The sequence below is a fragment of the Pandoraea iniqua genome, from assembly GCF_902459685.1.
GTDB lineage: Bacteria > Pseudomonadota > Gammaproteobacteria > Burkholderiales > Burkholderiaceae > Pandoraea > Pandoraea iniqua.
Window position 1 is genome coordinate 241,660 of record NZ_CABPSF010000003.1, and the last position, 24,682, is coordinate 266,341.

The 24,682-nt window shown below is 64.0% G+C and carries 20 protein-coding genes; 8 read left to right on the top strand and 12 right to left on the bottom strand.

Annotation, left to right across the window (positions count from 1 at the left end; all coding sequences use genetic code 11):
* Nucleotides 1-13: 13 nt before the first annotated feature.
* Together PIN31009_RS12075 and PIN31009_RS12080 are read right to left on the bottom strand one after the other, a co-directional pair.
* Entirely contained in the window at nucleotides 14-892 is an 879-nt protein-coding gene (locus PIN31009_RS12075) for an ABC transporter ATP-binding protein (RefSeq protein WP_246185634.1), read from the bottom strand.
* Nucleotides 889-1,875: an ABC transporter substrate-binding protein gene (locus PIN31009_RS12080; protein ID WP_150790412.1), complete on the bottom strand. Its 987-nt coding sequence runs from the start codon at nucleotides 1,873-1,875 to the stop codon at nucleotides 889-891. The genes PIN31009_RS12075 and PIN31009_RS12080 overlap by 4 nt, the downstream gene beginning before the upstream one ends.
* A 458-nt stretch (nucleotides 1,876-2,333) precedes the next feature.
* On the opposite strand from PIN31009_RS12080, the gene PIN31009_RS12085 reads away from it, so the two are divergent.
* Nucleotides 2,334-2,780: a MarR family winged helix-turn-helix transcriptional regulator gene (locus PIN31009_RS12085; RefSeq protein WP_058378695.1), complete on the top strand. Its 447-nt coding sequence runs from the start codon at nucleotides 2,334-2,336 to the stop codon at nucleotides 2,778-2,780.
* A gap of 25 nt (nucleotides 2,781-2,805) precedes the next feature.
* Here the strand turns inward: PIN31009_RS12085 and PIN31009_RS12090 are convergent, their stop codons facing one another.
* From PIN31009_RS12090 to PIN31009_RS12110, 5 genes are all read right to left on the bottom strand, one after another.
* The gene (locus tag PIN31009_RS12090; protein WP_150790413.1) at nucleotides 2,806-5,094 is read right to left on the bottom strand and encodes a xanthine dehydrogenase family protein molybdopterin-binding subunit; all 2,289 of its coding nucleotides are present in this window, start codon (nucleotides 5,092-5,094) and stop codon (nucleotides 2,806-2,808) included.
* Between the two features lie 104 nt (nucleotides 5,095-5,198).
* Nucleotides 5,199-5,852, bottom strand: coding sequence for an isochorismatase family protein (locus PIN31009_RS12095; RefSeq protein ID WP_150685425.1), 654 nt, complete (start codon nucleotides 5,850-5,852; stop codon nucleotides 5,199-5,201).
* Nucleotides 5,853-5,925: 73 nt separating this feature from the next.
* Nucleotides 5,926-6,960: a 2,5-dihydroxypyridine 5,6-dioxygenase NicX family protein gene (locus PIN31009_RS12100; protein ID WP_150685424.1), complete on the bottom strand. Its 1,035-nt coding sequence runs from the start codon at nucleotides 6,958-6,960 to the stop codon at nucleotides 5,926-5,928.
* A 26-nt stretch (nucleotides 6,961-6,986) separates the two neighbouring features.
* Nucleotides 6,987-7,829, bottom strand: coding sequence for an alpha/beta fold hydrolase (locus PIN31009_RS12105; protein ID WP_150790414.1), 843 nt, complete (start codon nucleotides 7,827-7,829; stop codon nucleotides 6,987-6,989).
* Between the two features lie 49 nt (nucleotides 7,830-7,878).
* Nucleotides 7,879-8,631 carry a maleate cis-trans isomerase family protein gene (locus PIN31009_RS12110; protein ID WP_058378690.1) on the bottom strand — a complete coding sequence of 251 codons (753 nt, stop codon included), beginning with the start codon at nucleotides 8,629-8,631 and terminating at the stop codon, nucleotides 7,879-7,881.
* A 324-nt stretch (nucleotides 8,632-8,955) separates the two neighbouring features.
* Here PIN31009_RS12110 and PIN31009_RS12115 point away from each other — a divergent pair, with 324 nt between their 5' ends.
* From PIN31009_RS12115 to PIN31009_RS12130, 4 genes are all read left to right on the top strand, one after another.
* On the top strand, nucleotides 8,956-10,125 hold the full coding sequence (locus PIN31009_RS12115) for an FAD-dependent monooxygenase (protein ID WP_150790415.1): 1,170 nt from the start codon (nucleotides 8,956-8,958) through the stop codon (nucleotides 10,123-10,125).
* Between the two features lie 115 nt (nucleotides 10,126-10,240).
* A complete protein-coding gene (locus PIN31009_RS12120; RefSeq protein ID WP_150685421.1) occupies nucleotides 10,241-10,744 on the top strand; it encodes a (2Fe-2S)-binding protein in 504 nt (167 codons plus the stop codon).
* Complete coding sequence (locus PIN31009_RS12125) at nucleotides 10,728-13,133, top strand: c-type cytochrome (protein ID WP_150790416.1); 2,406 nt, start codon at nucleotides 10,728-10,730, stop codon at nucleotides 13,131-13,133. The genes PIN31009_RS12120 and PIN31009_RS12125 overlap by 17 nt, the downstream gene beginning before the upstream one ends.
* Before the next feature lie 44 nt (nucleotides 13,134-13,177).
* The gene (locus PIN31009_RS12130) at nucleotides 13,178-14,185 is read left to right on the top strand and encodes an XdhC family protein (RefSeq protein ID WP_150790417.1); all 1,008 of its coding nucleotides are present in this window, start codon (nucleotides 13,178-13,180) and stop codon (nucleotides 14,183-14,185) included.
* A gap of 102 nt (nucleotides 14,186-14,287) precedes the next feature.
* Here the strand turns inward: PIN31009_RS12130 and PIN31009_RS12135 are convergent, their stop codons facing one another.
* Nucleotides 14,288-15,604, bottom strand: coding sequence for an MFS transporter (locus PIN31009_RS12135; protein WP_150685418.1), 1,317 nt, complete (start codon nucleotides 15,602-15,604; stop codon nucleotides 14,288-14,290).
* 309 nt (nucleotides 15,605-15,913) lie between these two features.
* Here PIN31009_RS12135 and nadC point away from each other — a divergent pair, with 309 nt between their 5' ends.
* On the top strand, nucleotides 15,914-16,747 hold the full coding sequence (gene nadC / locus PIN31009_RS12140; RefSeq protein ID WP_150790418.1) for a carboxylating nicotinate-nucleotide diphosphorylase: 834 nt from the start codon (nucleotides 15,914-15,916) through the stop codon (nucleotides 16,745-16,747).
* 17 nt (nucleotides 16,748-16,764) lie between these two features.
* On the top strand, nucleotides 16,765-18,552 hold the full coding sequence (gene phnN / locus PIN31009_RS12145) for a phosphonate metabolism protein/1,5-bisphosphokinase (PRPP-forming) PhnN (protein ID WP_150790419.1): 1,788 nt from the start codon (nucleotides 16,765-16,767) through the stop codon (nucleotides 18,550-18,552).
* Between the two features lie 3 nt (nucleotides 18,553-18,555).
* Here the strand turns inward: phnN and PIN31009_RS12150 are convergent, their stop codons facing one another.
* Nucleotides 18,556-19,746 (bottom strand): C1 family peptidase, encoded by a 1,191-nt coding sequence (locus PIN31009_RS12150; RefSeq protein ID WP_150790420.1) that lies wholly within the window; start codon nucleotides 19,744-19,746, stop codon nucleotides 18,556-18,558.
* Nucleotides 19,747-19,824: 78 nt separating this feature from the next.
* A complete protein-coding gene (locus PIN31009_RS12155; RefSeq protein WP_150790421.1) occupies nucleotides 19,825-20,763 on the bottom strand; it encodes a LysR substrate-binding domain-containing protein in 939 nt (312 codons plus the stop codon).
* A gap of 172 nt (nucleotides 20,764-20,935) precedes the next feature.
* On the opposite strand from PIN31009_RS12155, the gene argH reads away from it, so the two are divergent.
* On the top strand, nucleotides 20,936-22,492 hold the full coding sequence (gene argH / locus PIN31009_RS12160; RefSeq protein WP_174997135.1) for an argininosuccinate lyase: 1,557 nt from the start codon (nucleotides 20,936-20,938) through the stop codon (nucleotides 22,490-22,492).
* A 51-nt stretch (nucleotides 22,493-22,543) separates the two neighbouring features.
* Here the strand turns inward: argH and PIN31009_RS12165 are convergent, their stop codons facing one another.
* Nucleotides 22,544-23,353: a hypothetical protein gene (locus PIN31009_RS12165; protein ID WP_246185635.1), complete on the bottom strand. Its 810-nt coding sequence runs from the start codon at nucleotides 23,351-23,353 to the stop codon at nucleotides 22,544-22,546.
* Between the two features lie 68 nt (nucleotides 23,354-23,421).
* The gene (locus PIN31009_RS12170; RefSeq protein ID WP_150790423.1) at nucleotides 23,422-24,645 is read right to left on the bottom strand and encodes a BamA/TamA family outer membrane protein; all 1,224 of its coding nucleotides are present in this window, start codon (nucleotides 24,643-24,645) and stop codon (nucleotides 23,422-23,424) included.
* Between the last annotated feature and the right edge of the window lie 37 nt (nucleotides 24,646-24,682).

A 24,682-nucleotide genomic window follows, 5' to 3' on the forward strand; every position in this document is an offset into this window, starting at 1 on the left:
TGGCGTCGGGCCATCAGTGCGCGGCGCGGTCTGCGCCCATGACTTTGAGCGATTCGATGCGCAGCTTCTCCCACAGGCGTGCGGTGATCTCGCCGAAGCGCGGCGTCGACACCACCGTGCTGTCGCGCTCTCTCTCCCAGCCGGTCTCGACGATATCGATGAACAGGCCCGGGCGTGACGACATCACGCCGACGCGGTCCGACAACATCGCTGCCTCGTCGAGCGCGTGCGTAATCAGCAGGACCGTGGCCGACGTCTCGCGCCACAGACGCAGCAACTCGTCGCCCATCAGCAGGCGGGTCTGTTGATCCAGTGCGCCAAACGGCTCATCGAGCAGAATCAGGCGCGGCTGAATGACCAGCGTGCGTGCAATGCAGACACGCTGACGCATGCCGCCGGAGAGCTGTGCCGGATAGGCGTTGGCGAAGTCGCGCAGCCCCATGAATCCCATCGCATAGTCGACGCGGCGTTTGACTTCCGCCCCGTCGACGCCTGCCATGCGCAGCCCGAACGAGATGTTGTCGCGCACGGTGAGCCACGGGAACGACGCGTCTTCCTGAAACACCACGCCGACACCGTCGGGCACACCCTTGACCGGCATGCCCTCGAACGACACCGTGCCGCTGCTGGGCTTGGCGAGGCCGGCGAGCGCATCGAGCAACGTCGATTTGCCGCAACCGGACGGGCCGACCACCGAAAAGAACTCGCCCTTGAACAGGGTCAGATCGATGGGACCGAGCGCGTGGAATAGTTCGCGCTCGCCGGGCTTGCTGAAGTAACGCGTCACGCCGGTAAGCACGGCGTGCGGTTCGGGTTGTTCGACCGGTACAGGCACGCGCGCGGCGCCCCCTTCGACGATATGCAGCATCGGATTCGCGTACGGCAGGTTCATAGGGTCCCCTTGGTCTTCAGGTCGGCAGGCAGGAAGCGGGTGTCGATGAGTTTCGACCAATCGACGTTGTCCTTGATTTCGCCGACGAGCTTCAGGCCGTCGACCATGCGGTCCAGCTCGGCGCGATTAAACTCGCCCGTGCTCCACATCCGCGAGCGCACCATGTTGTCGACGGCTTCTTTCGCGACCGCCGGGGTGAGCTTGAAGCTGGTTTCGAGAATCTTCGCGGCGCCCGCCGGATCGGCATACGTCGCATCGACGCCCGCGCGGCGGCCGGCAATAATCGCGCGTAAGGTATCCGGATTCGATTTGGCGAACTCGCGCGTTGTGATACCGACCGACGTGGTCATCGGATGCAGCAGATCGCCCGCGCGATACACCACGCGATATTTGTCCTTGCGCACGATCGACAGCGGCTCGATGGCGACGGCACCCGACACGGCGCCCTGCTCCAGCATCGTCATGCCATTGACGTAGCCGCCCGAGGCCACGCGCGTGACCTTGCTCTGATCGATGCCCTTGTCGCGCAGGGCCATCAGGAAGAGCATTTCCGATACGCTTTTGGGCGAGGTGATCGCCACCTTCTTGCCGACCAGATCGTCGATCGATTTCACGTCGCTATTGGGCATCGTCACCATCGACGCCTCGGCCACACTGCGCGTGCCAACGTTGACGATCACGACATCCATGCCCTGACGGGCGGCCGCGAGGGCTGCCGACACGGCGACTTCGCCATATGGCGTCTTGCTGGCAAGAATGTTGCGTACCGTGGTGCCGCCACCACCCGAGCTGAGGATGCCGGTAATGTCGATGCCGGACTTCTTGAACAATCCCTTGTCCATCGCCACGGCATACGGCAGCCCGTACAGGCTGTTACCCCACTGCGTCACCGAGATTTCCTCGGCGTTAACCGCGCGCGCCGCGGGCAGCAACATGGCCGCGGCGCCCAACGTCAGGCAAGCGCGCTTGAACAGTTTCGTCATCTTCAGCTCCGGGTCAAACATGCAAAAGGTTCGTCGGACTTTGCGCGCGTCTTGTTCGCGCAAATACATTGTAGACACTCAAATAATCATTGCAACGCAATGTTCATGCCATCGCCTAGGGGTTTGCACTCAGATGCGCTGCACAATGATGAAATACCTATAAATCAAGGCGTTTTCTTGCGTTTTCGGTGTATCGAAATGCACACAACGTCACCGAATGATCGCGTATTTTTTAATCGGAAAATTAATGTGTACGTTATAAATTGCGATCAACGTCACGCGCCGGTGCATACCGTCCCGCGTTTGGTGCTTCACCACACGGCATGCACCCGGATGAAGCGCGGCGTATTTGCAGTGACATCACCCGTTTGACGCAGCGCAAATCCCCTGATAACAGTGCTTTAGTCGCCGCGCTTACAGGGTGTACACTTCACCCACTCCAACCTTGGCACCGCCTCATGACGTCGCGAAAAGACTCTTACGACTTCCACGATCAGATCGGCCACCTGCTTCGGCGCGCCTATCAGCGCCACGTCGCCATCTTTCAGGACGCCATTCCGGACTCGGACCTGACGGCAGCGCAATTCGTCGCGTTGTGCACGGTCAAGGAAAAGCAATCGTGCTCGCTCAACGACATCGTCAAGACGACGGCGATCGATCAGGCGACTATCCGTGGCGTGATCGAGCGGCTGAAGGCGAGAAAACTCATCGAGGTCACGGCCGACCCGAGCGATGGGCGCAAGCTGCTCGTGACTGCCACGGAACAAGGTTTGGCCCTGATCAATCACACCGTGCCTTTCGCCAAGGAAGTGACCGAGCGGACGTACGGCGCCCTGAACCCGGCCGAGCGCGTTGCGCTGGTATTCCTCATGCGAAAGATGATGGATGCCGATGCGGCAGAGTGAGGCGCGCGCACCGGGCGCCCTGTGGTTAGGCCGACGTGGCCGCCGGTTGTGGTGAACGCAGCAACCGCCCGGCCTGCGCCAACGCGGCGCGCACGGTCTCGGGCGTGAAAGGCGGGGCGACGATGCGCACACCGGTGGCGTCGTAGATCGCATTGGCCAGCGCCGCGGGCCCCGGCACCGACGCCGACTCCCCTGCCCCCATCGGCGGCTCGCCCTGACGCGGCATCAGCACGACATCCAGTGCGGGCAGTTCGGCAAACGTCAAAATCGGATAGCTCCCCCACTCGCGACTCGCCACCCTTCCATCGACGAATCGAACGCGCTCCTTGAGCGAGCGGCTGAGAACCTGCACGACATTGCCGTGCAGTTGATGGCGCACCCCGTCGGGATTGACCATCGTGCCGGTGTCTTGCCCGACCGTGACGCGCTCGACCCTCACTTCTCCCGTAACACGATCGACCAGCACATCGGCAATCCACGCCGACCATGCCGCACCGAAGCCCGGGAAGCGGCTGTGAACGTAGCGCGCATAGGCCACACCGCGCCCGTGAACGTAGCGTTGGCCGGTATCCCAGCGCGACGGATCTTGTGAGCGTGGCGTCCAGCCGGCCCGTGCGGCGACGGCCGTCACCAACTCGACGGCGCGTGTGTCCTTGAGGTGATGCAGCTTGAACTGCAAGGGATCGACGCCGGTGGCGGCGGCCATCTCATCGGCGAACGAATCGTGTGCAAACGAATTGGGGAGTGCCGAGACGCCGCGAAACCATGACGCGCGCACCAAGGGCGCCATGTCGTCGCAGACAAAGCGGCGGTTCGGGCTTTCGTAGGGCGACACCGCCGTGCGGTCGCCCATCTCGAACACGCCACCCGTCGGTGGCACTTGGCCCGTCAACAACGCCGCGAGAATCGGCGCGTCGTTCGACGGGTAGCGTGAAGCGAAGTCGTAGGCCAGCAATTCGCCGTCGCGCGTCGCCGCACCGCGCACCTTGACCACCTGCCCTGTGCCCTTCGGCTCCCACAGGTGTTCGTCGGCGCGCGACAGTTGCACACGTACGGGAGCCCCTACCGCACGCGAAAGCAGCAAGGCGTCGCCGCACACATCGTCGGCACAATTGCGTCCGTAGCAGCCCGCCGCCTCCATGCGAACGATGTCGATGTCTGCCTCGTCACGCGATATCAGCTGCGCCAAGTCGTAACGCAACGACACCGGATTCTGTGTGCCGGACCAGACAGTGATTCGCCCGGCGTCGGCCGCGCGATAGTCCGCCACCGCACACGAAGGCCCGATGGAACCATGCATCTGGTACGGCCACACATAGGTGCGCTCAAGCACTACCACGTCGTCGCGAGCGAGTGCGGCGTCGACGTCGCCCTCGTCCAGCAGCGCGCGGCGTTTGGCCGGCGCCGACGCAATGGCTGCCGCAGGGTCATCCATCGACGGCAGGCCGGGCAACGGTTTCCATGTCACACGCAGCTCGCGCGCGGCCCGGATGGCTTGCTCCTCGCGCACGGCGACCACGCCGACAAAGTCGCCGATAACGACAACAGCCTTGACGCCCGGCAGATGCGCGACCGACGACTCGTCGACCGAGCGTAGCGACGTGCCGACGAACTCGCCCGTATCGATGCCGCTGTAAGGTGGCCGCACCACGCGGCCGTGCAGCATGCCCGGCACGCGCATGTCGTGGACGAACGTCAGTTGCCCGCTCGCCTTGGCGGGCAGATCGACTCGGTGCGACGATTTGCCGACGACGCGGTAGGTTGCGGGATCTTTGACGGAGGTTTGCAAGTCGAGCGTGAGCGCGATGCGCTCACCCTTGACGAGGTCCGCGAATGAAGCGCTGCACGCGGTGCCGGCATCGTTTTCGCCGAAGACGCGGCCGCCGTCGCAGCGCAAATTCGTCACCGGAATACCGAAGCGGCGGCTCGCCAGTTCGATCAGTGCGTGGCGCGCCTGCGCGGCGGCGCAGCGCAGCGGCACCGCGGAGATTTGAATCGTCGCGCTCGCGATGGTCGGGCCCTGATTGGGCGTGGCGTCCGTGTGCCCCAACTGCATCTGAACCTGCGCGGCCTCGACGTCGAGTTCCTCGGCCACGATCTGCGCCAACGATGTGCGGATGCCGGTGCCGAGGTCGACGTGACCGTTGAAAGCAAGAATGCGGCCGTCGTCGAGCACGGCGACAAAGACTTCGGCCACGACGGGCACGAAGGTTGAATGACTGCCGGGCTGGCCCGGCGCGGGCTTGACCGGCACGGCAGGCTGGCGGATTACCGTCAGGCAGCCGTCGCGCGCCAGCAATTCAGAGCGGTTCACGAGCGGAGATTCCTGTGGTTCGGCAGGTGCCCTCGCACCGTGCCAGTCATCACGCTAGGGGGACAATATTGGCGCGTCAACCGCGCCGTCATTTCGTCGCCCTGTCAGCGACTGCCCTGCTTCATTCCCTCAATTTCGTTAATGGCGTCCGCCAGCGGCATCACTGCCGCATATTTTTGCTGCATGTCGAACAGGTTCGCCTCGTGCGGCGCAATGGCACGGTCGCCCACGCAGTCGGACAACACCAGCGGCCGAAAGCCATACGACATCGCGTCGACCACGCTCGCCCGCACGCATCCGCTGGTCACCGCCCCGGCCACGAGCAGCGTCTGCACGGCGCGCTGCGACAGCCAAGGCGCGAGCTGCGTGCCGAAGAATGCCGACGGCACGACCTTGCGAACGACGAGCTCGCCCGGCATCGGCGTGAGCTCGGGCACGATGGCGCTGTTCGGGTGATCTTCCGTGAGCGTCGCCATGCCCGGCACCTTGAGCGAGAAAACGTTGTCGTCGCTGCCGTCGTCGGCGTAGACGATGCGGCTATGCGCCACCGGCCAGCCGTGCCGGCGCGCCAATGCCAGCGCATCGACCGTTCGCGCAATGGCTTGGGGGATGTTGCCGCCGCCAAAAGTCTTCGGATCGGCAAAGCCGACCACCAGATCGACAATCAGCAAGCCGATGTTGCCGTGCACGGGCAGCGGCGTGCCGAAACCTTGCCGCTGATAGACGTGGGCTTCGGCGTGTTGCGGGGTATCACTCATGTCGGTTGTCTCGCGGTGAAATGCTGGCCGGGCCGCAGCCCGGGGTGTTCTGCGCGGCGTGGCGCCGCAAGATTCATTCGTTGACCACCCGGCCGTCTTTGACCACGACGGCGTCATCGAGCGACACGGTGCAGTTGCGCAGCGGAATGTCGATGTGGCAAGTCGTGGTGCGGCTGCCGCCGCCTTCGTTGTTCGGACCGAGCGAGAACAGGAAGTTGCCTTCGAAGGCGCGCGCGTCCATGCCGATGGTGGCTTCCCTGTCGTACAGGCCCAGTGTCGACCAGCGCGCCCGGGGTTGCAGCCCCCAGCCGATGTGCGAAATGGCGTAGCCCTCCGGGTCGCGGAACGTCTCCATGTAGTCGCGCAGCAGCGCGGCATCGACGCCGCCTTCGATGCGTGTCGCATAACCCTTCTCGACGGTCAGGACGATCGGCTCGGTGACGTAGCGCTTTTGGGGCAGGAGAATGTCGCCGCGATCAATGACGATGGTGCCGTGCGCGGTGTGATCGTTCGGATACGACAGCGCAAAGCCGCTCGGCCAGTGATCCCATCGCCCCGGTTCATCGACGAAACCGTACTCCGCCGTCGGGCCGAATTCGCCCATTGGGCAAATGAACGACGTGCCTGCCGGCGACGTCACCCGCATCTCCCGCGCGGCGCTCAGCTTGGCCGCAGCGGCCAGCACGCGGGTTTTGTCCGCCAGCGTCGGCACCATGCGCGCCAGCACTTCCGGCGGCTCGACCGCGAGCAGGATTTTGGTGCCGCTCTTGAGAATGTCGTGCTGTTCCGGCGAGAACAGCAGCGTCATCAGGTCGAGCACGAGGTCGCTTTCCTTGAGCGCGGCAATCGCGGCGCGGTTGCCGGTCAGCGGCGTCGTGCCGAGATACGCCAGCGAATCACGGCTGAATGCCTTGTCGCCATTGACCGGCGGCAGATCGAGCCGGTTGACGATGGCGCCCATCGACTGGGTGGCGATCAATGCGCACTGGAGGGTTTGCGGATGCGTCGATGCGCTGGTCAGAATCGTGACGGTCTGGCCGCGCTCAAGCTTCGAGAGCGTGAGCACCTCTTTCCACGCTTCGATCAATTGGTAATCGCTGATGGCCATGCGTTGGCTCCTGTTTCAGAGTGGCGTCAGGCGGTGACGGGGCCGCCCACCTTCGCCCCGAGGAAGTCGCCGAACGCGGCGTAGAAACCGGCCGCGTTGTCCCACGGAATCATGTGGCCAGCGTTCGGCACGCGCACATGACGCATCGTCGGCGTGGCCTGCTGCAACTCGGCCACATCGTCGTCGCGCACCACGTCGCCGTTCTGTGCTGTGATCAACAACGACGGCACTTGCAGGCGCGCGGCATCGGCGTGGAAGTCGTCCGTGTGAAAGCCTTCGTATGACGCGAGCACCGCGCGCTCGTCGCAGGTATGCAGCCATTCGGCGCGCAGCGTGCGCTCTTCTTCGGTCCACGTGGGGCAGAACGCGCGCATGCCCTCGGCATCCGTGCCGGCGCGGGCGAGTGCCATCGAGTCGACGTACCACGGCAGCTTGCCGGGGTACTCGCGACGGCCCGGGCCGGACACCGGCGGATCGACCAGCACCACCGACACCAGCCCACGGGGCTCGCGCATGGCGGCGCGCGCGGCAATGCGAGCGCCCATCGAATGGCCGACGAGGATCGTGCGGTCCAGCTTGAGTGCGGCCATCAGGGCCGCCACGTCATCGGCTTGCGCATCGAGGCTGTAATCCAGTTCGGGGGATGCACTCGACAGGCCGCGCCCCCGCACGTCGAGCACATAGGTGTCGAACTCGCGGCCGAGCACCTCGCCAACGAAGCCCCACGTCACAGCGGGGCTGGTGATGCCGGGAATGAGCACGATGGCCGGTCGCGCCGCACGTGCGCCGTGCGCGCCGCCGTAGCGCAGGTAATGCTGGCGAATGCCATTGGCAGCGACATTCGCGCCGTACTGAAAGGTCGAGGGCATGAAGCAGACTCCGGAATAGTCGGGACGTCGAACAGGAAAGGCCGGCGCCTCAGTACGCACCGGACAGCAGCGCACCCGCGCCCGGCACGATCGGCTCCAGATCGAGCTCGCGCAGCATCGCGTAGGTCGTAGCGATGGCCGCGGTAATCACCGGCTTGCCGGTCATGGCCTCAACTTGCGCAACGGCTGGCAGCGAGGGCATCTGCACGCATGCCGACAGAACGATCGCGTCGGCGTCTTGGTAAGGCAGTGTCTTGACGATGTCCGGCAGACGGCTCGGATCGTGGCGGCCGACATCGAGGTTGTCCGGAATTTCCAGTGCACGGTAGGCGATCACGTCGAAGCCCTCGTTGCGGATGTAGTCGACCACGAGCTCGGTGAGCGGCACCATGTACGGCGCGACCACCACGATGCGTTTGGCGCCGATCACGCGCAACGCATCGACCAGCGCCCCTGCGCTGGTGAGCACCGGCGCCGCACCGCCATTGGCAATGGTCTGCTCGGTCAGCCGCTTCTGCGAGATACGGTGATAGCCGTGCCCCATGGCCATGATCGCCACGAGGCAGGCGTAACCGAGCACATCCACGCGCGCATCGCTCAGTTCAAGGGCGCAGCGATCCGACTCGGCGTCCATCGCGGCAAGTTCTTCCTTGACGACCTTCTTCATGCGCATCCGGCTTGAGTGGAACGTGAACCGTTCCGGCCGGATCGTTTCGCGCAGCCGCAGCATCGCGGGGATTTCGGTTTCCATGGTGGTGTTGGAACTCGGCACGATCTGGCCGATGCGGTAGCGCTTGCTCATAAGGGCATTCTCCCGAGGGGTGGCGACCTGATTGGCGTGCGGCAAATTTGTCGTGCACACACGATAAATGGTCAGGATGCGAGAAACTCTAGCGCACACATTTGATTTGCGCAACACGATAGAAAATCATGGCGAAGTCGCTAAATTTCCCCGAAACCCTTGTTGAAAAAGAAAAACAATTATTTGATTTCGGGTAAACGCGGAGACGGTATTTTTTCTCTTGCGATTGAAATTTATCGTGTGTACGCTACGAATCACCGAACTCAACCAGCCCGGACATCCCTCTTGTCCCCGACCGTGCCGGGCGTACGATCAGGAGCCTCCATGAGCAAACCACGCATCGCCATCATTGGCGCAGGCTTGGGCGGCACGGCCGCTGCCGGCCTGTTGGAACGCAGCGGCTACAACGTCGCGCTGTACGAGCAGGCGCCCGCCTTCTCCCGTTTGGGTGCCGGCATTCACCTCGGGCCCAACGTGATGAAAATCATGCGTCGTCTGGGCATCGAAGATGCGCTGAACGTGATGGGCTCGCACCCTGACTTTTGGTACAGCCGCGACTGGAAGACGGCGGAAGCGCTGTCGCAGATTCCGTTGGGCGACTTCGCGTTGAAGACCTATGGCGCGACCTACCTGACCGTGCACCGTGGCGACTTTCATGCGCTGATGACGCAGGCGGTTGCGCCCGGCACGATCCGCTTCGGCAAATGCCTGCAATCGGTGGAAGACACGGGCAACGAGGTGCGCCTGACGTTCACCGACGGCACCACCGAGACGGCCGACATCCTGATCGGTGCGGACGGCGTCAATTCGAAGATTCGCGAGCATCTGCTGGGCGCGGAGCCCCCGCGCTACACCGGCTATGTGGCACACCGCGCCGTGTTCCCGGCGTCGTTGCTGGGCAACAAGCCTTACGACATGTGCGTGAAGTGGTGGTCTGAAGACCGCCACATGATGGTCTACTACGTGACCGAGAAGAAGGACGAGTACTACTACGTGACCGGTGTGCCGCAGAAGGAATGGCCGGAGGGCGTCTCGATGCTGCCGAGCAGCCGCGAGGAAATGCTCGAAGCGTTTGCGGGCTATCACGCCGACGTTCAGCACTTGATCGAAGTCTCGCCGACGATCACCAAATGGCCGCTGCTGGAGCGCGACCCGTTGCCGATGTGGAGCCGTGGCCGTCTGGTGTTGCTTGGCGACGCTTGCCACCCCATGAAGCCGCACATGGCACAGGGTGCCGCCATGGCCATCGAAGACGCCGCGATGCTCACGCGCTGCCTCGACGAAGTGGGCGTGACCGACTACGGCAATGCCTTTGCACTTTACGAGGCAAACCGCGCGGCGCGCGCCTCCGAGGTGCAGCGCGTGTCCCACAACAATACGTGGCTGCGCACCAATGAGGATCCTGCTTGGGTATTCGGCTACGATGTGTTCGAGATTCCCCTCGTTCCCGCCTCGTCGCTGACGGTGGCGCCGCCGTTGACGGCTGCCGCCTGAGTGGCGGGCACGGGACTTGCATGAACCTGCGGGGTGACGTGTCCGGCGTACGTGATGTATGCGATGTACGCGGTCCGGATGCCGTTACCCCGATTCTTCGTCTGCGAGCCTGCCCATGGCTGTACCGAATTCCGTTGCAGGACCCATTGCGCTGTGCGTGAACGGCGCGCCGCACGTCGTGGCCGACGCCACCCCGGATACGCCACTGCTCTACGTATTGCGCAACGATCTTGCCCTCAACGGCCCCAAGTACGGCTGCGGGCTGGGTCAGTGCGGCGCCTGCACGGTACTGGTCGATGGCCAGCCGACGCGCTCGTGCGTGGTGCCCGTCAGCGTGGCGCGTGAACGCGAAGTCACAACGCTCGAAGGCTTAGGCAGTGTCGACGACCTGCACCCCATCCAGCGCGCGTTCATCGATGAGCAGGCTGCCCAATGCGGTTATTGCCTGAACGGCATGATCATGAGCACCAAGGCGCTGCTCGACCGTAATCCGATGCCCGACGACGCCGCGATCCACGACGCGCTGCGCTTCAACCTGTGCCGCTGCGGCACGCACTACGAAATCGTCAAGGCCGTGCACCGTGCGGCGCAATATCTGCGACATGACCCGGTTCGATGACGACGCGCGCCATCGCGCGCTTGACGGCAGTTCACGTCGTGCCGCGCTGAGCGAGGCTGACACCACATCGCCGCAGGATGACGGGCCGCACGCCACCTACGGCTGGCCCACGCGCGACGGCGATGCGGTCGCGCACCTCGATGTGGCGGCCCAAACCCGCACTGACGGCACACTCCGCACGTGGCGCTATCGCGCAGACGTTGGCAGCGATGTCGCGCCCGGCGATGCAGCGCTTCCCGTGCTGCCTTCGCAAGATGCCGCTGCGCTACCGCCGCAGTTGTATCGGCTCGACGCCAGTGCGGTGCAGGTGAGCGACGCGGGGCACCGCATTCCGCCGCAAGCGCATACGTTCGCGCGCGAATCGTTCATGGATGAAGTCGCCGTCGAAGCCGATCACGACCCGGTCGGCTACCGGCTATACCATCTCGACCCCGAACGCGACGCCGGCGCCCGCGAAGTGATTCGCATGGTGGCGCAACGCGCTGCGTGGGGATTGCCGGAACGGGCCGACGCCATCGGCGCGCCCACCGGCTGGCAACGGGGCCGGGGTTTCGCCTTCGACGGCGAGACATCGGCCGAAAGCGAAGGCGCTGCCCCGGACACATGGTCGGCGTGGGTCGTCGATCTCGACGTGAATCCGCAATCGGGTGAAATCGCCATTCGTCGCGTGGTCGCGGGTCAGGCGACCGGCGAGCCCGGCGCAGCGCCAGAAGTTGGCGGCCTGCCTGCGTGGCAGATCACCGACGCGATGCAGCGTGCGTTGGGGATGGCGTGGGATGCTGACGCGACGCACGATGAAACCGGTAGCGCGGGCGACGGACAGGCCGCTTTGGCGCTCGCACTTCGGCGTGCCTTAATCTCAACGCAGAACAGCGCAGACGCGCCCCACACCGTCTCAAGCATGGACGCCGAGCGTCTGGCACGCTCTGCGGCACCGGCGGCGGCGGCCATTGCCAACGCGTTGTTCGACGCTACCGGCGTTCGGTTGCGCCGTCCGCCCTTCGATCCGGCCAGCCTGCGCAGCGCGCTCCGCGACGCGAACGTGTCACCGGAAAATGCCCCCGCCAATCAGCGTCGCCCGGCACGCTGGCGCCGCTGGCTCGCGGGCGGGGGAATTGGCGGCGTAATGGGCGGATTGATCGGGTTGGCGTGCGCGATGCTGCCCGGTGCGCCGGCGCTCGCGCCAATCACGGCGGCTGACAACACGCTATGGTCCAGTGCGACGCTCGAGCGTGGCCGTCAGGTGGCATTGGCCGGTGACTGCGCCGTCTGTCACACGGCCTCGGGCGGTGCCGTCAATGCGGGTGGCCTTGCGCTGGAGACACCGTTCGGCACGGTCTATTCGACCAACCTCACGCCGGATGCCGAGACCGGTATCGGCCGGTGGTCGTACGCGGCGTTTGCCCGTGCCATGCGCGAGGGCATTTCGCGCGACGGCTCCCATCTGTATCCGGCCTTCCCGTACACCGCGTTCGCGAAGATGAGCGAGCCCGACATGCTCGCGCTGTACGCCTATCTGATGTCGCAGCCCGCCGTCGCCAATACCCCGCCGAAGACTGCGCTGCCCTTCCCTCTCAACCAACGGCGTCTGGTGGCCGGCTGGAACTGGCTGTATCACGACACAACCGAATATCGCCCCGATCCCGCGCAATCGACGCTGTGGAATCGCGGCCGCTATCTCGTCGACGGCGCGGGCCACTGCGGCGCCTGCCACACGCCGCGCAATATGCTGGGTGCCGAGCGCGAGAAGCTGTATTTGCGCGGCGGCGAAGCCGAGGGCTGGCGCGCGCCGCCACTCGTGGCATCCGCTGACGCACCGGTGCCGTGGACAGAAGCGGCCCTGTTCGACTACCTGCGAACCGGCTTCTCGCCCGAACACGGGGTTGCCGCAGGGCCAATGGCACCGGTCGTGTCCGGCCTCGCGGCACTGCCCGAAACGGATGTCCGGGCGATTGCGCATTACATTGCTTCGCTCTCGCCGCAGACGAATGCTTCGCAGGTCGCCGACCTTGCCCGCCAACGCGCGAGCGGCGTCGACCTCGCCACAACGCTAGGTCTGGAGAACGGGCGGCGCACCTTCGAGGCGGCATGCGCCGTCTGCCATACGGAGTCGGGCGGCGTCGGACACTTTGGCGTGCGCCCGCTCATGGGACTCAACACGAGCGTGAGTCAGGCCAAGCCCGACAACCTCATGCATGTTCTGATGAATGGCATCGACCAGCCCGCTACCGAGGCGCTCGGCTACATGCCGGGTTTTCGCGACGCCTTCGACGATCGCCAGATCGCCGAGCTCGCGTCGTATATCCGCGCACGCTATGCGCCTGACCAACCCGCGTGGCGCGATCTCGACGCTGCGGCGGCGCGCGCCCGCACCGCCCCGTCTCACTGATCACGCCACTGCCCTGCCACTGACACGCTACGGAGCCCCCGCCCATGCACAGCGTCGATCGCGAAGTTCTCGAAACTGCTTCACGCTGGCTATCGCAAGGGCGCGGCGTGCAGTTGTTCACCGTCGTCGCGACATGGGGCTCGTCACCGCGTCCACCGGGTGCCACGCTGGCGATTCGCGATGACGGCCGGCTCGTCGGCTCGGTGTCCGGCGGCTGTATTGAAGACGATCTGATCGATCGCTTGCAACGCAGCGGCCCGCCCGGGCCACTCCACGAGCTCCCCGAACTCATCGAGTACGGCGTCAGTGCCGACGAAGCGCATCGCTTCGGCCTGCCCTGCGGCGGCACGATGCGGCTGGTGCGTGAAACGTTGTCCAGCGCCAGCGCCCTGCCCGGTCTGATCGAAGCGATTTGCAACGGCCGCGCCGTGCACCGCACGCTCAACATGGCCACGGGACGCGTTACGCTGGCTCCGCTCGCCGAGCACGTCGACGGCGACACTTGTGTGTTCGACGGGGCGAGTTTGGTGACCACGCACGGCCCCACGTGGCGGCTGCTGCTGATCGGGGCCGGACAACTCACCCAATACGTCGCCAACATTGCGCTCACCCTCGATTACGCCGTCACGGTCTGCGATCCGCGTGAGGAATATCGCGACGGTTGGCACATGCCGGGCGTCACGCTGGTGCGCACCATGCCGGACGACACCGTCATCGGCATGCGTCCCGATGCCCGCATGGCCGTGGTTGCACTCACGCACGACCCCAAACTCGATGACCTCGCCCTGATGGAGGCGCTGATGTCGCCCGCGTTTTACGTCGGCGCGATTGGTTCACGCAGAAACAACGACAAACGCCGGGAGCGGTTGCAGCTCTTCGGCGTGACGCAAGCCGCGCTTGCGCGTCTGCGTGGCCCCGTGGGGCTGCATTTGGGCGGACGCACGCCGCCGGAGATCGCCGTATCGATTGCCGCGGAATTGACGGCGCGCCGGCATCGCTTGCCTGTGACGTCGTTGATGGATGTGCAGGCCGGTAAGGCGCTCGCCGGCTAAGCACTCCCGTCGCCATCCCTCCGCAGCGCATGAAAAAAGCCGGCTTTTGCCGGCTTTTTTTCCTGTTCGCAATGCGGGCACCGTCCGGCGCCCGCGCTACGCTCAACGATTGACCACGTGCTTCGGATACGACAGCGCAAGTGCGCAGCCAATCACCATACAGACACCAAAGCCGTAGATGCCGGCTGACTGCGAATGGAACGTGTCGCGAAGCCAGCCAATGAAGTACGTGCTGAAGAAGCCGCCGAGATTCGCCAGCGAGCAGGCAAATGCAATGCCTGCCGCGGCCGCCGATCCCTTCAGAAACGTTGACGGCAACGCCCACACCACCGGCATCGCAGCGGCCGCGCCCAGATTGATGAGCGAGAACAACACCACCGTCATTGCCGTGCCATGGTTGCCGCTCGCGAAGATGAACATGGCCACCGCCGACAGCAGAAACGGCAGCACGATGTGCCAGCGACGCTCGCGCAGCCGGTCCGAGCGCGCGCCCCACACCAGCACGCCGACTACGGCGAGTGCATTCGGAATGGCCATCAGCCAGCCGATCGTGTAGGTGTCGCGCACGCCCGTGTCTTTCAGGATCGTCGGCAGCCAGAAGCTCACGCCGTACAAACCGAGCAGCACGCAAAGGTCGACCAGCCCGAGGATCCAGACCTTCAGATCGGTGAAGGCGGCGCCCAGATTGTGGCGCTTGTGAACCCCGGCGTCCTTGTCGAGGTTGGCCAGCAGCACGGTCTTCTCCTGCGGCGTGAGCCAGCGGGTCGATGCGATATCGTTCGGCAGATACATGAAGATCGCCACCCCGAGCACGACGGACGGAATGGCCTCGATGACAAACAGCCACTGCCAGCCGCCGAAACCATGGGCGCCGTCGAACATCTGCATGATCCAACCCGACAACGGACTGCCGATCATGCTGGAGAGCGGCAAGCCGACCATGAACAGCGCGATGATGCGCGCCCGGCGTTCATCGGGGTACCAGCGCGTCAGATACAGCAGCACGCCGGGCAAGAAGCCCGCTTCGGCGACGCCAAGCAGGAAGCGCAGCACGTAGAACTGCATCGGGGTGGTGACAAACGCCGTCGCCCCCGAGATCAGGCCCCACGTGATCATGATGCGGGCAATCCACAGCTTGGCGCCCACCTTCTGAAGAATCAGATTGCTGGGCACCTCGAAGAGGATATAGCCGGCGAAGAACAGGCCGGCCCCGAGCCCGTAGACGGTATCGCTGAATTGCAGCGCGTTGAGCATCTGCAATTTGGCCAGTCCGACATTGATCCGGTCGAGATAGGCGGCGAAATAACACAGGCAGAAGAACGTGATCAGGCGCACGGTGACCTTGCGGTACAGCGCGTCAGCGTCGGTATTCGACGCGCTCGCCTGCGTGACCAGGTCTGGCGTAGAGAGAGAGGACATGGCGATTCCCGGGTAGCGTAAGAGTCTGGGTGGATCGTCCGCCCGGCGAGAATTCGGGCGTGTGCGCTCGGCACTGACGGATGTATAGCATGAATAAAAAGCGTATGCGCTAGAAAAATAAGTCGCAAAACATGCCCGCCGAATGCACTGAAACTCTCCGCACAAAGCCCTGTAAAGGCGGAGATAGAACGCCACCTCATAGCCCTAGGGTTTTCCTCTAGCGACGAATGGAATTGTTTTCCTTGAAGCGCAAATATTAAGTGTGTACGCTACGAATCAACCCTTCCGAGTCCTGACCGAGGAGCTGCCATGTACGACCGTTTTGCTGTTGACCGTCTGATCGACCTTTGGCTTACCGAAGACATCGGCTATTGCGACCTCACGGCGCAGACGATGATTGACGACTCTGCCACGGGTGCCTTCGTGATGAACGCCCGTGAGCCGGTAATCGTTGCCGGCATCGATATCGCGGCGCAAATTTTCCTGCGCTACGACCCGACCCTCAAGGTCGACGTGAAGGTGCGCGACGGGCAGCACGCCCCGAAGGGCGCCATCCTGCTGCACGTTTCCGGCAATGCCCGCAGCATCCTCACGGCGGAGCGCACCGCCCTGAACATCGTGCAGCGTATGAGCGGCATCGCCAACGAGACGGCCCGCTATGTGGCCGCCATCGAAGGCACGCGTGCCCGCCTGCTCGACAGCCGCAAGACGACGCCCGGTCTGCGCATGCTGGAAAAGCATGCGGTGAGCTGCGGCGGCGGGCTGAACCATCGTCTGGGGCTGGATAACGGCGTGATGATCAAGGACAACCACATCGCCGTCTCCGGCAGCATTACGGCCGCCGTGGCGCGCGCACGAAAGCTCGTGCCGATGCTGACCAAAGTGGAAGTCGAATGCGATCGTCTCGATCAGGTCGCCGAAGCACTGGAGACCGACGTGGACGTCATCATGCTCGACAATATGTCGGTCGCAGACATGACCAAAGCCGTCGCGATGATTGGCGGCAAGTGCAAGGTCGAAGCTTCGGGCGGCATTCGTCTCGAGACGATTCGTCCGATCGCTGAAACCGGCGTCGATTACATTTCGACGAGCAAGATCATGCAATCGGCCCCGGCCGTCGATATCGGTCTGGACGAAGCCTGATCCAAGGGATATCGACGATGACGCTCCCCGGGATATTTTTCTTCGTGGTCGGCCCCAGCGGGGCCGGCAAGGACACGCTGATCGACGGTGCACGCGCGTGCCTCGCGAACAGCGACCGCTACGTCTTCGCCACGCGCACCATTACACGCGCCGGCGATGCCCCGGGGGAAGCGCACATCGGCGTCACCGAGGCCGAATTCGCCGCGCGTGACGCTGCGGGTGCGTTTCTGGTGACCTGGCAGGCCCACGGGCTGCATTACGGGCTCGACGCCGGCTTGCGTGACGTGCTTGCGCAAGGCCGCCATGTCGTCGCCAATGGCTCGCGGGCCATCCTGCCCAAACTCATCGGCCGCGTGCAGCGGTTGATCATTGTGGAAGTCAGTGCGCCGGTGGAAGTCCTCGCCGCGCGCATCGCAGGACGCGGGCGCGAAACGCCCGAACAAATCGCTGCACGGCTGGCTCGCACAGTCACGGCCTATCCCGCCGGCGTGCCGCTCGTGCGTGTGTCGAACGACAGCACTAGCGATGTCGGCATCGCGCGCTTTACCGCCGCGTTGCAGGCCTGCGCACAGCTGCCGAAAAGCCGCGAATTGGCGGACGCCAAGCGCGCGGGGGTATCGCTCGATGAAGCCTCGTGGGGCCAACTGCTCGACGATCTGATGTATGACCGCTACGCCCCCGATGAGGGCGAGGCGCTGCTGCAATTGCTGATCGAGCACATCGACGACGACGAGATCGTTGCGCTCACCCGGGCGCGCACACGCTTGATGCCGCGCATCGACTGGGGGCGGCCGATGGTCGTCGACAAGCATTCGATGGGCGGCGTGCCCGGCAGTCGCATCACGCTGATCGTCGTACCGCTCGTTGTAGCGTACGGACTGTGCATGCCGAAAACGTCTTCACGTGCCATCACTTCTGCCGCCGGGACTGCCGACGCGATGGAAGCGGCGGCGCGGGTCGATCTCGATGCCATGGAGGTGCGTGCCGCCGTCGAGCAGGCTGGCGGCTGCATCGTATGGAATGGCCGGCTCAATCATTCCCGCGTCGACGACGTGACGAACGCGATGGTGCGGCCGCTCCGGCTCGATACGCGTCGCTGGTCGGTGGCGTCGATTCTGTCGAAAAAGTTTTGCGCAGGCGCGACGCACGTCGTCGTGGATCTGCCTTGGGGGCCGCAAGCTAAGATGGCCGACGAGGCGCAGGCGCGAATGTTGGGCGCGCTGTTCGAGCGCGTGGGTGCCGCGCTGGGGATGACGGTGCAGGCGTTCGCCACTGATGGGCGCGCACCGATAGGCCGCGGCATCGGTCCCGCACTGGAACTGCGCGACGTGCTGCAAGTGCTGAACAGCGAGGCCGAAGCGCCCAAGGATCTGCGTGCCAAGGCGTTGACGTTTGCCGCCCGCATTCTGTCGTGGCATCCGGCACTCGGCGGCGATCTTGTGAAGGCGCACGCCATCGCAGAACAACTGCTGGCCAGCGGCGATGCGCGACGTGCCTTCGAGCGAATTGTCGACGCGCAGGGGCGAAAAGACTTCGCTATGCCTGCCCCGTCATACGTCGACATCGTTGCTCAAACAGACGGCGTAGTGACCACCATCGATGGCTGGGAAGTCTCCGGCATTGCCCGCGATGCCGGCGCACCGAGCGATATGGGGGCAGGCGTCGACCTGCTTTGCACCGTCGGGCAATCGGTGCGCGCCGGTGACGCCTTGCTGCGCGTGCATGGTAACGATCCGCAACGGCTGGCCGCAGCGGCCGCCCGTGCGCAGGCCGTGAGTGGCATCGTGCTTCAAGCAGCCGGTTGACGGCTATTTTCTATCGGCAAACCAAACCAATATCGGCGGCTTGTAGAACGTGCGGTCCAGCAGCGTCTTCGCATCGACCCAGCCGTCGCCATTATCTTTCTGCCAATCGTCGCCCCAACTGTTGACGACACGAATGGCGTCGGTGCAGCGGTTTTTCGCGTCACAGGTGGATTTCAGGCCGACGACGACCACCTCGTGTGAATTCTTGCACCCCTCGGCGGTCGGGGTCTTGTCGAGACAAATATTGCCTAAAGCGAGCGGACGTTGATCGGCGAGTGCGGTACGGATCACCTCGATCGCCTGCTTGTAGTTGCCGCGACTGGCCGCATTCTTGGTTGGCTTCGATCCCGGCGTGTCGGATTCCGCCGGCTGCGGATAAAACCTGACACTGACTTTGTGCATGCTCTCGAACATCACGCTCCTGCTGAGTCGTACACACTCGGCAGGCACGGCGAGCCGGTAAAGGAACTGACCGTAGTCCGGCTCGGCCAGCGCAGATACCGATCGGGCCTTCTTCTTGCTGATCGCCGGAAACGTCTCGGTGAGAAAGGACACGTCTGTCGCGTGGGACGACTCGAACGTCTTGATGCAGTCTGTGCAATTCACGTCGACGGACTTGGCCTCATCGTGCAACTGCCGGAAGATCGCCTTGGTCCGGTTCCACATATCCAGCTCGCGCTGCGTCGCAAGAGCGTCCGTATAGCCGGGCGTCATGATCTTTTTCGAGGCGCAGGCGAGCGACGGTGCGGCGCCGGTGTCGTAAGCCACCACCTGAAGGATCATCGCAGAATTGCCCGCTTCGCTGACGTTGAGCGACCCGCTGTCCGCCGGCGCCTTGCGATTGTCAGATGCGGCGGCAGCATCCCTCGTCTTCTGCCGGCCCCAAATGCTCGCCAGTGCCAGTGGCGAGAACACTTCGGCGTCGGTCACCGCCTTACAGTCGGTCTTCAGCGCCCGGCAATTCTCTGCCGTTAGCATCGTCGACGCCACGTGGGCAAAGCAGATGCCCAGCGCGCCCTGCCCCGTCACCGGCGGCAGGTTGGTCACTTCCTGCACGGCGCCCTTTGTCGACCGGTCAGTTGGGACGGGAGAAAAGCCCCAGACGCCGCCGATGTTATCGCCAGCGGTTTGGGCGATCGCCGGCGTGGCTGCCGCAGAAAAAACCAGAATAAGTGTGAGGAATGTGAGCTTCATAGCGCCTGCGGGGAACCCGATTTTTCGCGCATTGTAAGCAACATCGGCGCGCCACGATATCCGTCATTCAGAGGACAGCTAGCGAGGTAGCGCGGTCTCGTTGCAGCAAAATTCGACAAACGCCTTCACCGCCTCATCCGGCGCCCGCTCCGGATGAGGCCGCATGACATAGCGCCATGAGCCCGCCAGCCTGAGATCCGGCACAAGAATCACCAACCGGCGCGCCGCGACTTCCTCGTCGATCAGCGGCGTGCGGCCCAGCGCAATGCCCACGCCCGACACGGCGGCCGAGACGACCGCACTCATGCCATGCAGGATGAGCGGGTCGCGCGAAGCGCCACTCGCCACCCCCATGCGATCCAGCCAAGCGTCCCACGACGTTTCCGGGCTGGCCGTATGGTCCTCGGCAATCAGTCGATGCCGCGTGAACAACGCCGGATCGTCGTGCCGGGATCTGGCAACGAGAGACGGGCTGCAAACCGGCACAACCGTCTCTCCCACCAACGGCACGTCGTCCGGCTGGGCAACGCGCGAACCCCGGTCATTGATATGCAGAAATGCGAGATCGATATCGCGTGTTTTCCAACTGGGGTTTTGATTCGTATGGAGGTGGACTTCGATGTCGATGTCGGGCCGTTGCTCCATGAAGCGCCCGATACGTGGCACCAGCCAAAGCGCGCTGAATGACGCATTGGCAGAAAGGGAAAGTCGCCGCCTCTGGTAGCCGCTTGCCGCTAACCGGGTCTCCCGGCACGCAATCTCCAGCAATCCCAGCGAGCGTTGCACCGACCTGAGGAACGCCGTACCGAGTTCGGTCGGTTCCGCCTTTTGATCCCGCGTGCCTCGCCGTAACAGCGTGCCGCCGATGTCGAGCTCCAGCGCCTTGATCTGTTGGCTCACGGCGCCCTTGGTGACGTGTAGTTCATCGGCGGCCCGGCTGACGCTGCCAAGCCGCGCGACCGCTTCGAAGGCTCTGAGTGCCGGCAGCGGCGGCAAATGTTTGGGCAAGGTCTTCATGGGCGCTTGGGTATAGCAAAACTCAACCAACGGTAGAGAAAGTATCGCTATTTCAAGCGATCGTTATGCGAAAGAATACCGCAGGCCCGCACGCAATTGCTGTGCTGGCGCACTGATCGGAGACAACGCCCCCATGGTCAGTTCACCCGTACTTAACTCAAAAAGAAAATCGATGAACCGTACACCTCTCGCATTGCGTCTCGTCACCGCAGCCGTGCTCTGCCTTTCATGGGGCGCACAAGCCCAAACGCCTGATGCCAGCCGCATCGGCAGAACGTCGGTGCCCAAGGCGCCGGGTTTTCAAGCGCTCTACGACTTCGACGCGGCCGCGAAGGCGCTGCCGGACGCCACGTTTCCGTATGAAGTCCGAGTACACCGCGCGCACGTCGTCATGCTCGCGGAAAAAGGGATCATCAGCCAGGATGATGCGCGCAAGATTCTCACCGGGCTCGACACCATCGATGCACGTGCAGCAAAGGACCCGGTGCTGCGCACCTATCTGCCCTACGAGGCAGCGCTCGTGAAAGAGATCGGCTCAGTGGCAGGCCGCATGCACACGGGACGCAGCCGCAACGACCTCGCGAACACCGTGAATCGCATGTTCTATCGCGACCAGATCAACCGGACGGTCGCAGCACTGATAGCTTTACGCACCGCCGTCATTGATAAAGCCGCAGACAACATGGATACGGTGATGGTGGTCTATACCCACCGAAAGGAAGCGCAACCGATTACCCTCGGCCACTACTTGATGGCCCTGTCGGAAGCCTTGAAAAAGGACATCGACCGCTACGAGGAACTCTATGTCCGCATGAACCAGAGCCCGCTTGGCGCAGCGGCCTCAGCAGGTACCGGCTGGCCGCTGGATCGTGAGCGCACCGCCAGTCTTCTCGGCTTCGACAGTCTGGTCGTCGATACGATCGAAGGCACCGCCGGTTGGGATCACATCACCGAATTCGCCGCCGACAACGCCATCTACCTGAGCGACCTCGGACGCCTCGGTTCTGAAATCCAGTTGTGGACGACGGACGAGTATCGACTCGCAGAGCTCGACTCCGCCTACGCGGGCATCAGCAGCATCATGCCGCAGAAGAAAAACCCGGATTCGATCGAGCGCACCCGGGCCATCGTCGCGAACAGCGTCGGCGCGTTGACGTCGATTCTGGTGTCTCTCGACGGCATCGAATATCAACACAGCGTGGCGCGCGTGGCGTTGGAGCCCCGCTCGATCGACGGCATGATCGCCGCCACGCAGGCAATGACGGGTGTCGTGCAATCGCTGCACGTGAACAAGGCGCAGATGTTGCGCGACGCGGCCAAGAACTATTCGACGATGACGGATTTGGCCGACGCGATCGTGCGCGACTCGGGCATCGACTTCCGCGACGCACACGAAATCGTGGCGAAAGTGGTGGATTCGGCCATTCAGGCGAATCTGAGCGCCGACCAGATTACCGTCGACATGATCCGGCACGCCGCCGAGCAGCAACTCGGCCACACGGTTCGCATCTCTGAAGCGTCGGTGCGCGACGCGCTGGACCCGGTGCGGAACGTGGCGCGCCGTAACGGCATCGGTGGCCCCGCCCCGGCGTCAGTCGAGCGCATGATTGCGCAAGCCCGCAAGGAGCTCGATCAGGAGCAGGCCCACCTAACGCAACGCACAGCGGCACTTGCGTCGGCCGGCAAACGACTCGATGTCGCTGTCGCAGGCGTAACCGGCACCCACTAAGCGCGTCGTTCTCCCGCCGTTTTCGACAGGCCGCCGTGGCGCGTTTGCCGATCAATGACCGAACGTCATATTCAGCCCCGCAAAGATCTGCCACTTCGGCACGTTGCCGGAGTGCGCCACGGAGTACTGCGGCTCGATGAACGCATTCAAGATGGTTTTGCCCGCTTTCCACGCCTTACCCGCACCGAAGCCGATGGGGATGTAATACGTGCCGTGTTGCAGATCGAACGTCCATGTGCCGGTGGAGCGCAGATACCAGCCCTCGGGCAAATTCCAGATCACGACCGGCTGCGCGGTCAGCGACTGGACGGTCGGGCGGTCCGACTGGCCGGCAAACGAGTGCTGCCACTGCACCAACGCCCCCAAAAGGCGTTGCTTGCTCGCGTTGATAGCGACGGCGGCCAGCCCGGCTTGCCACTTGCCGGTGCCCAGCGTCTTGTCGGTGGCGGTAGGCATAGTGACCAGCGGCCCGACACCGATCTCAGTGGATCCGCCCGGATTCAACAACAAGATATCGAAGAGATTGATATCCCCCAGCCCGGTGTTGTAGCCCCCGTTCGGGTCGGGCCGTGTGCTGATCGGTATCGTTGCGCGAAGAATCTGCGGGACCGGCACCAGCCCGTTCGGACCGAAAGGGATCGTAGGCCGCAGCAGGAAATCGTTCGTGTGCCCGTCGGTGCCGAAGATGGACGGCGTGTAGAAGTTCTGCACGTTGAACGAGGGCGCGAGATTGAGCGGGTTATTGCTCTTGTTCACATCCTCCGCCGACGTTTGCGCCCCGGCCATGGGCGCGCACAGGGCCATAACGCCACCGCACACGGCTTGTCGGAACGGAATGCCACGCTTCGGTGCTGCTGTCATCGCTCTCTCCTGAACACATCGATCATCACGGTGGGGACTCGACGAGCGCCGAGGCGCCCCCAACCCATTTAGAACGCCTCATTGATCTGGAAATACGCGCCGCGTGTGCCTTTGCCGAAGCCGACATCGAAGCGCACATTGACCCGTGGCTTAAATTCGAACCGATAGCCCACACCGGCATTGGGCAGCCAGTGAGCTGACGCGAGATCGCCGGGCTGATTAGCGATGGCCCCCGTCCCTGCCCACACCACCATGCCGTGCCGGCCGACCAGATGGGCGCGATATTCCAGTTGCACGGTGAGTATGTTGCGATCGCGGTACTGGCCAAGAAAGTAGCCGCGCATCCGTTTGCCGTCGCCGAAGGTCGGCATCATGCTCCACGGCACGTCGCCCCAACCGAACTTGCCGTAGACGTCGAGCGCCAGCACGTCGCGCTCGCGAAAGCGCGTGTAGTGGTCGTAAGACCATTCCAGCGACTCGAACGCGGTGCTGCTGCCGAAGGCGCGCCGGTAGACCGTGCCGGTCATGATGAACGCCTGCCCCTGATACGGATTGGGCAGAAAATCGCGCGTGTCGTAGGAGAAATTGGCGCTCACGCCAATACTGCGCACGTAGGGGCCGCCGGGGTCGCTGAGAAACGCACTGGCGTCGCCCTTGTCGCGATTGGCGGCCGCGTCGTAATGCGCGTCGAGCCCGATGCCGACGTAGGTTTGCGGCACGATTCGCCACAGGAATTTCGGCTGCACGAAGATGCTGCGCTTGGTGTACTTCTCGCGGTTTGCGTCGTCGCTCGCCCGCGCGTAGCCCACGCCCCAATACTGGGTCGGCATATTCACGAGCGCGCCAGCAAAGACGAACCGGTGACTGTCGTCGCCGAAGAAGGTGGTGTTGTCCGCCCCGATACCGACGGCCCCGGTGGTCGTGAGAAACCCATGCAATGTCAGTGTCGAGAGTTGCGTGCTCTCCAACGCACCCGGCGCCCGATATAGCCCGACAGCCGCCGCGCCGATGCCGAATCCCATCTCGGGGTTGTAGAACGGGCCGGGCATGACACCCCAATCCATGCCGTGGCTCACATCGACTTTGTCCGCCGCCCCCAGCTTCGCCAGCAACCTGTCGAGCCAGCCCGCCGGCGCGGCGGCCGTCGGCGATGCTGGGGACGACGCAGTCGACGCGTCGCGAGACGTCGCTGCGACATCGGCATCGGCTTCGGCCGCCTGCGTAGCCCCCGTCAAGGCTGACCACACGACCAGCACGCCACTGACCCGTCGGCTGGCAATGCGCCACGGCATACGCGGGCGTCTCACTCGGTTCGATCCAGTCGATTCC